This is a genomic window from Sphingomonas sp. GM_Shp_2 (assembly GCF_026540875.1).
GTDB lineage: Bacteria > Pseudomonadota > Alphaproteobacteria > Sphingomonadales > Sphingomonadaceae > Sphingomonas > Sphingomonas carotinifaciens.
The window spans coordinates 1-5927 of the sequence record NZ_JALNUQ010000088.1; the positions used below are offsets into that span (position 1 = coordinate 1).

Annotated in this window: 8 protein-coding genes; all 8 read left to right on the forward strand. The window is 67.8% G+C overall.

Translation table 11 applies throughout. The features are described 5' to 3' along the window. Positions 1 to 861: heme o synthase (locus OXR08_RS18385; protein ID WP_267352087.1), on the forward strand; the 861-nt coding region annotated here is incomplete at its 5' end. Continuing rightward, positions 858 to 992, forward strand: coding sequence for a hypothetical protein (locus OXR08_RS18390; RefSeq protein WP_260173155.1), 135 nt, complete (start codon positions 858 to 860; stop codon positions 990 to 992). The genes OXR08_RS18385 and OXR08_RS18390, both read left to right, overlap by 4 nt. Further along, a complete protein-coding gene (locus OXR08_RS18395; protein ID WP_112381855.1) occupies positions 992 to 1531 on the forward strand; it encodes a cytochrome c oxidase assembly protein in 540 nt (179 codons plus the stop codon). Before OXR08_RS18390 ends, OXR08_RS18395 begins: the two co-directional genes overlap by 1 nt. Before the next feature lie 54 nt (positions 1532 to 1585). Continuing rightward, the gene (locus OXR08_RS18400; RefSeq protein ID WP_149682321.1) at positions 1586 to 2497 is read left to right on the forward strand and encodes a cytochrome c oxidase subunit 3; all 912 of its coding nucleotides are present in this window, start codon (positions 1586 to 1588) and stop codon (positions 2495 to 2497) included. Beyond that, positions 2490 to 2876 (forward strand): DUF983 domain-containing protein, encoded by a 387-nt coding sequence (locus tag OXR08_RS18405; RefSeq protein WP_267352091.1) that lies wholly within the window; start codon positions 2490 to 2492, stop codon positions 2874 to 2876. The genes OXR08_RS18400 and OXR08_RS18405 overlap by 8 nt, the downstream gene beginning before the upstream one ends. Beyond that, positions 2876 to 3487, forward strand: a complete 612-nt coding sequence (locus OXR08_RS18410) for an SURF1 family cytochrome oxidase biogenesis protein (protein ID WP_267352093.1) — start codon at positions 2876 to 2878, stop codon at positions 3485 to 3487. Before OXR08_RS18405 ends, OXR08_RS18410 begins: the two co-directional genes overlap by 1 nt. Before the next feature lie 11 nt (positions 3488 to 3498). After that, the gene (thrC, locus tag OXR08_RS18415) at positions 3499 to 4893 is read left to right on the forward strand and encodes a threonine synthase (RefSeq protein ID WP_267352095.1); all 1395 of its coding nucleotides are present in this window, start codon (positions 3499 to 3501) and stop codon (positions 4891 to 4893) included. Further along, positions 4890 to 5759 carry a class I SAM-dependent methyltransferase gene (locus OXR08_RS18420; protein ID WP_267352097.1) on the forward strand — a complete coding sequence of 290 codons (870 nt, stop codon included), beginning with the start codon at positions 4890 to 4892 and terminating at the stop codon, positions 5757 to 5759. Before thrC ends, OXR08_RS18420 begins: the two co-directional genes overlap by 4 nt. The last annotated feature ends 168 nt before the right edge of the window (positions 5760 to 5927 follow it).

Below are 5927 nucleotides of genomic sequence, written 5' to 3' on the forward strand. Positions count from 1 at the left end.
CGCGACTTCCTCGCGCTGACGAAGCCGCGCGTGCTGACGCTGGTCGTCTTCACCGGGCTGTGCGGCCTGCTCGCCGCGCCGATCATGCCCGATCCGGTGATCGGCTTCACCGCGATCCTGTGCATCGCGCTCGGCGCCGGCGCGGCCGGCACGCTGAACCAGTGGTACGAGGCGGACCTCGACGCCATGATGCGCCGTACCGCGCAGCGCCCCCTGCCCGCAGGGCGCATGGATCGTCAGTCGGCGTTGCATTTCGGCGTCGGGCTCGGCGCGTTCTCGGTCATCCTGATGGGGCTGGCGGTGAACTACACCGCCGCGGCGATCCTTGTCGTCTCGATCCTGTTCTATGTCCTCATCTACACCGTCTGGCTGAAGCGGCGGACGCCGCAGAACATCGTCATCGGCGGCGCCGCCGGTGCCTTCCCGCCGCTGATCGGCTGGGCGGCGGCGACCGGGCATGTCGCGCTCCTCCCCTTTCTGATGTTCCTGCTCGTCTTCTTGTGGACACCGCCGCATTTCTGGGCGCTCGCGCTGTTCGTGAAGACCGATTACGCCAATGCCGGCGTGCCCATGCTCCCCGTCGTCGCGGGCGAGGTGGTGACGCGGCGCCAGATCGGTCTGTACACCATCCCCATGGCCGCCGCCGCGGTGCTGCCCTGGCCGCTGGGCCTGACCGGCGCGATCTATGGCGGCGTCGCCACCGTCGGCACCGCGCTGTTCGCCTGGTATGCGCTGGTCGTCGCCATGCGCCGCACGCAGGCGGACGATGCGATGAAGCCGGAAAAGCGGCTGTTCAAATATTCGATCCTCTATCTTTTCCTCCTTTTCGGCGCGCTGGTCGCCGACCGGTGGCTGGCATGACCCCTGACGATCCCGATCTGATCCGCAAGCGTCGCCAGGGGCGCTCGCTCGTCATGGCGCTGCTGCTCGGCGCGCTCGTCATCCTGATCTTCTTCGTCACCCTGTCGAAGATCCGGGCGGGGATGCACTGATGCGCCTTTCCCGTCAGGCACGTACGGTCGTCTTCGCGGTGCTGGGCGTGGTGTTCATGACGGGCCTCGCCTGGGGCAGCGTGCCGCTCTACCGCCTGTTCTGCCAGGTCACCGGTTTCCAGGGCACCACCCAGCGCGGCGACGAGGCTCCCGGCAGCGTGCACCACAAGATCCGCGTCGATTTCGACGCCAATGTCAGCCCGCATCTGCCCTGGAGCTTCAAGCCCGAGAATCCCAGCGAGACGATCGACATCGGCGCGCGCGACATGGTGTTCTTCACCGCCACCAACCGTTCGGACAAGCCGGTGACGGGCACCGCCACCTTCAACGTCACGCCGATGCAGGCGGGCAAATATTTCACCAAGATCCAGTGCTTCTGCTTCACGCAACAGACGCTGAAACCGCACGAAACCGTGCGCATGCCGGTGATCTTCTTTGTCGATCCCAAGATCCTTTCGGACCCGGATGCGCAGGGCGTGGAAACCATCACGCTCTCCTACACATTTTACCCGGTGGATTCGGGCGCGCGCACAAGCTAGCATCGCCACCAGAACAGAAGCGACGATACCGCTACAGACAGGGATTGAGGAACCATGGCCGGCGCCAAGAACCACGATTATCACATCCTGCCTCCCAGCCCCTGGCCGCTCGCGAGTTCCTTCTCGGCGCTGCTGATGGCGGCGGGTGCGATCATGTGGATGCACGAGGCACCGGGCGGCGGCTGGGCGTTCCTGGCCGGCCTCGCCGCGGTGCTGTTCTGCATGGGCTCCTGGTGGGCCGATGTGGTGCGCGAGGCGCATGCCGGCGACCATACCCCCATCGTCCAGCTGCATTTCCGCTACGGCATGATCCTGTTCATCGCCTCCGAAGTGATGTTCTTCGTCGGCTGGTTCTGGGCATTTTTCGACTTCTCGCTGTTTCCCACCGCGATGAGCTTCGTCGACGGCCAGGTGGAACGCGCCACCGAGGGCGCCGCCGCCATCGCTGCGCAGTGGCCGCCCCAGGGGCTGGAGGTCATCAACGCCTTTGAACTGCCGCTGCTCAACACGCTGATCCTGCTGACCAGCGGCACCACCGTCACCTGGGCGCACCATGCGCTGATCCACAACCAGCGCGGTGGCGAGAAGCGCGGCCTGTGGGGCATGCTCGGCGTCGGCGACCGCGACGGCGTGCTGAAGGGTTTGTGGCTGACGGTCGCGCTCGGCGTGATCTTCTCGTCGATCCAGGCCTATGAATACATGCACGCGCCCTTCCCGTTCAAGGGGATCAACTACGGCGCCGCCTTCTTCATGGCGACGGGTTTCCACGGCTTCCACGTCCTGGTCGGCACCATCTTCCTGATCGTCTGCCTGATCCGCGCCTATCGCGGCGACTTCACCCCGCGCCAGCATTTCGGGTTCGAGGCGGCCGCCTGGTACTGGCACTTCGTCGACGTCGTCTGGCTGTTCCTGTTCGTCACCATCTATGTCTGGGGTGGCTGGGGCGCGCCCGTCCACGGTGGCTGATGATGTCGAACGGCCCGGCCCGCCCGTTGGCGCGGTCGGGCTGAAGGGCCTTTGCCCGCGCTGCGGCGCGCCCACGCTGTTTGCCGGCTGGGCGCGTTTCGCCGATCGTTGCGGCCGATGCGGGCTGGACTATGAACAGTTCAACGTCGGCGACGGCCCGGCCGCCTTTCTGACCCTCATCATCGGCACGATCATCACCGCGCTGGCGATCGGACTGGATCTGACCCTTCACCCGCCGCTGTGGCTGCACATGCTGATCTGGGTGCCGGTCACGGCTGCCGGCGTCGTCTACGCGCTGCGCCTTGCCAAGGGCGCGCTGCTCGCCGCCGAATATCGCAGTGCCGCCAGCGAGGGGCGTATCCGCCAGACCGCCCCCTGATGCGCCGCATACCCGTCATCCCCACCCTTGTCGTCGGCGTACTGATCGCGGTGATGCTCGCCCTCGGCTTCTGGCAGTTGCTGGACCGCGCACCGAAAAAGGAAGCGTATCTCGCCCAACTGGCGCAGAATCCGGCGCGCGCGCCCGTCGCCTTTCCGCAGGCTCCCGACGACCGCCTGCTCTTCCGCCGCACCACCGCCACCTGCCGACCGCCGGTCACGATCCGCCGCGCTGGCGCCGGCTCGGCGGGCTTCCGCCTGATCGCCGAGTGCCGGGGCGGCATGCTCGTCCAGCTCGGCACCAGTCGCAACCCCCGCGCCGAGGTGCCGTGGCAGGGTGGCGCGGTTTCCGGTTACATCAGCCACGCCCCCGATCACCGCTCGATGATCGAGTCGCTGATGCGCCCCCGGCCGCAGCCGATGCTGCTCGTCCTCGACCGGCCGGTCGCCGGCCTGTCGGCCAATCCGCGCCCCAGCACCGATGCCGTGCCCAACAACCATGTCGCCTATGCGGTGCAATGGTTCCTGTTCGCGGCGGCTGCCGCAATCATCTATGGTCTGGCGCTGCGCAGACGCAATCGCGCGGTTGTGGAGCGTGCCCGCCCCCGCTAATCCGCCGGATCATGCGTTATCATAGCACCCGCGGCACCGCCCCCGTTCTCGACTTTCGCGGCGCCACGCTCGCCGGCCTCGCCTCGGACGGCGGCCTGTATATTCCGGAGGCGTGGCCGATGCTGTCGGCCGACGCGATCCGCGACCTTGCCGGCCTGTCCTATGCCGAGACCGCGGTGCGCGTCATGCTGCCTTTCGTCGGCGATGCGCTGACCGAGGCCGAGCTGCGCGACCTGTGCACCGCCGCCTATGGCCGCTTTTCCCACGCCGCCGTCACCCCGCTGGTCCAGCTCGATCATGACCAGTGGCTGCTGGAGCTGTTCCACGGCCCCACGCTGGCATTCAAGGACGTCGCGCTGCAACTGCTCGGCCTGCTGTTCGAGCGGTTCCTGACCGGCACCGACAAGCATCTGACCATCGTCGGCGCGACCAGCGGCGACACCGGCTCGGCGGCTATCGACGCGGTGGCGGGGCGTGAGAAGATCGACATCTTCATGCTCCACCCCGCCGGCCGCGTCACCGACATCCAGCGCCGCCAGATGACCACCGTTCTCGCCCCCAACGTCCACAACATCGCGATCGACGGCAATTTCGACGATGCGCAGGCGCTGGTGAAGGCGATGTTCAACGACCGCGCCTTTGCCGACCGCTACAGCCTGTCCGCGGTCAATTCGATCAACTGGGCGCGGCTGATGGCGCAGGTGGTCTATTATTTCTACGCCGCCGTACGCCTCGGCGCGCCGGAGCGGCCGGTCGCCTTCTCGGTGCCCACCGGCAATTTCGGCGACGTGTTCGCCGGCTATGTCGCGGCCAGGATGGGCCTGCCGGTGGCAAAGCTGATCGTCGCCACCAACGTCAACGACATCCTCCACCGCGCGCTGTCCGCCGGCGATTATTCCAAGGGGCAGGTACAGGCGACGCCCACCCCGTCGATGGACATCCAGGTGTCCTCCAACTTCGAACGCCTGCTCTACGATCTGGGCAACCGCGACGGCGCAGCACTCGCCGCGCAGATGGCCGGGTTCGAGGGCACCGGCGCGATGCGGCTGACCAACATGCAGAGCCAGGGCGCCGCCGCGCTGTTCGGCAGCGACCGGGTCGATCTGGACGACATGACCCGCGCGATGCGCTGGGCCGCCGACCGCGCCGGGCAGATCATCGATCCGCACACGGGAATCGCGCTCGCCGCCGCGCGCCGCCTGGACAGCGACGTGCCCGTCGTCACGCTGGCCACCGCGCACCCCGCCAAGTTCACCGACGCGGTGGAGCGCGCCACCGGCACCCGCCCGCCGCTGCCCAACCGCGTCGGCGACCTATTCGAGCGGGAGGAGCGCTACGAATCGCTCCCCGGCACCTTCGACGCGGTCACCGGCTTCATCGCCGCGCACGCACAGGCCTCGGCATGAAGCTCGACACGCTGATCGGCGAACCCTGGGCCGATTACGGCCTGGTCGATTCGGGCAATGGCAAGAAGCTGGAGCGCTACGGCCGCTTCCGCTTCATCCGTCCCGAGCCGCAGGCGCTTTGGGCCCCCGCCACCGACGACTGGCGCGCCGCGGGCGAGTTCGTCCCCGGCTCGGACGAGGAAGGCGGCGGCCGCTGGATCCATCACGAGCAGACCCCGCGCGAGGGCTGGCCGCTGCGCTGGAGGGAGGTCAGCTTCACCGCGCAGACCACCCCCTTCCGCCACCTCGCCTTCTTTCCCGACATGGCCCCCGTCTGGGGCTGGATGCGCGAGCGGCTGGAGGACACCACGTCGCCCGAATGCATGAACCTGTTCGGCTATACCGGCGTCGGCACGCTGGCCCTGTCGGCGGCGGGCGCGCGCATGGTGCATGTCGATGCATCCAAGAAATCGGTGGAGGCGGCGCGCGGCAATGCGGCACTGTCGGGCATGGCCGACGCGCCCATCCGCTGGATCGTCGACGATGCGGTCAAGTTCGTCGCGCGCGAGGTGCGTCGCGGCCGCCGCTATGACGGCATCCTGCTCGATCCCCCCAAATATGGCCGCGGTCCCGACGGCGAGATCTGGCGGCTGGAGGAGGATCTGCCCGACCTGATCGCCGATTGCCGCCAGCTGATCGACGCGGATTCGCGCTTCCTGTTCCTCACCGTCTATGCCGTGCGCATGTCCGCGCTCGCCATCGGCGAGATGCTGCGACAGGCCTTTGCCGACCTGCCCGGCACCGTCGAGGCCGGCGAACTCGGCGTCCGCGAGGAGGCCCGCGGCCTCACCCTGCCCACCGCCATCTGGGCCCGCTGGAGCCGGTAAAAGGGAACACCCGCGCGCGCCGGCTCGTTCGCCTGACCTGATGAACAGGAGAATGGCATGAAGCGCGGTTGTTTGTTGTGGTTGTTCGGCGTCCCCCTGCCGGTCGTGTTGTTGCTCTACTTCCTGTTCTTCCGCTGACGGTTGCGGCGGGGACGGCGGTTACCGCAT

Coding starts and splice junctions, on each gene's coding strand:
- OXR08_RS18410 (WP_267352093.1), top strand. CDS start 2,876: ATGCGCCGCATACCCGTCATCCCCACCCTTGTCGTCGGCGTACTGATC.
- thrC (WP_267352095.1), top strand. CDS start 3,499: ATGCGTTATCATAGCACCCGCGGCACCGCCCCCGTTCTCGACTTTCGC.
- OXR08_RS18390 (WP_260173155.1), top strand. CDS start 858: ATGACCCCTGACGATCCCGATCTGATCCGCAAGCGTCGCCAGGGGCGC.
- OXR08_RS18420 (WP_267352097.1), top strand. CDS start 4,890: ATGAAGCTCGACACGCTGATCGGCGAACCCTGGGCCGATTACGGCCTG.
- OXR08_RS18395 (WP_112381855.1), top strand. CDS start 992: ATGCGCCTTTCCCGTCAGGCACGTACGGTCGTCTTCGCGGTGCTGGGC.
- OXR08_RS18400 (WP_149682321.1), top strand. CDS start 1,586: ATGGCCGGCGCCAAGAACCACGATTATCACATCCTGCCTCCCAGCCCC.